1 protein-coding gene is annotated in these 914 nt (G+C 32.5%); it reads right to left on the reverse strand.

Features of this window, described 5'->3' with window-relative positions:
* Positions 1-332: 332 nt before the first annotated feature.
* A complete protein-coding gene (pth, locus tag ACFIO3_RS14180; RefSeq protein ID WP_375606348.1) occupies positions 333-908 on the reverse strand; it encodes an aminoacyl-tRNA hydrolase in 576 nt (191 codons plus the stop codon).
* Positions 909-914 lie beyond the last annotated feature (6 nt).

Genomic DNA, 914 nt, shown 5'->3' on the forward strand with positions numbered 1-914 from the left:
CTCTTCTCTGTTTCAAAAGATATGTACAAATATCATTGTTCTATTTGCTAGCTTTCATATTTTCCCAACAGGTTTTGCCTTTGAGGAAATTTATAAGAGGCATTTTTCTTTCTTTTTTCAAAAGTTTTTATCCATATGTCCTCCAACTTGTGAGGTGTAAGCCAATGGTTTTTATGGTTTCATTATTAATAGATTTAAAATAAATCTTGTGATATTTGGCATTTCTATTCAAGAATATAAAACAATTAATTCTTATAAATCAATAAGTTATATGTATAGATTTTATAGAGAAAAGTTGTTTTTTTATTGATGAGAGAAATAAGCTGTTAGGGTCAGTTCTTATTTTTTATTGTTTGTGAAACTTCATTCATAAAGAGGGATTTGTCATCTTTTATAAGGAGAGCGATATTTTTTGCGATTGCCTCTAAGAGAGGGGGAAGCCATTCTTGATCAGATTTGGTAAAATTTCCTAGGACATGCTGATGAACAAGTTCTTTGCTTCCAGGATGACCAATTCCTATGCGTATACGGCAATAATTAGTACCACAATGGGTATCAATAGATTTAATACCATTATGTCCATTATTTCCTCCACCAATTTTTACACGGACTCTTCCCGGAGGCAGGTCTAACTCATCATAAATGATGATCAAATTCTTCAAATCTAATTTATAAAATCGCAAAGCTTCACCGATAGCTTGACCCGAGCAATTCATAAAAGTTTGCGGTTTTATAAGAAAAATTTTCTCATTATCTATGAAACCATTGGAGATTTCTGCTTGAAACTTTTTCGACCATGGAGAAAAAGAGAAGGACTGATAAATGGCATCAACAGCCATAAAACCGATATTATGGCGGTTATTTTGATATTGTAAACCAGGATTGCCAAGACCAGCAATAAGCCACATGTGTAT

This window comes from Bartonella sp. AD328YNZD (assembly GCF_042196425.1).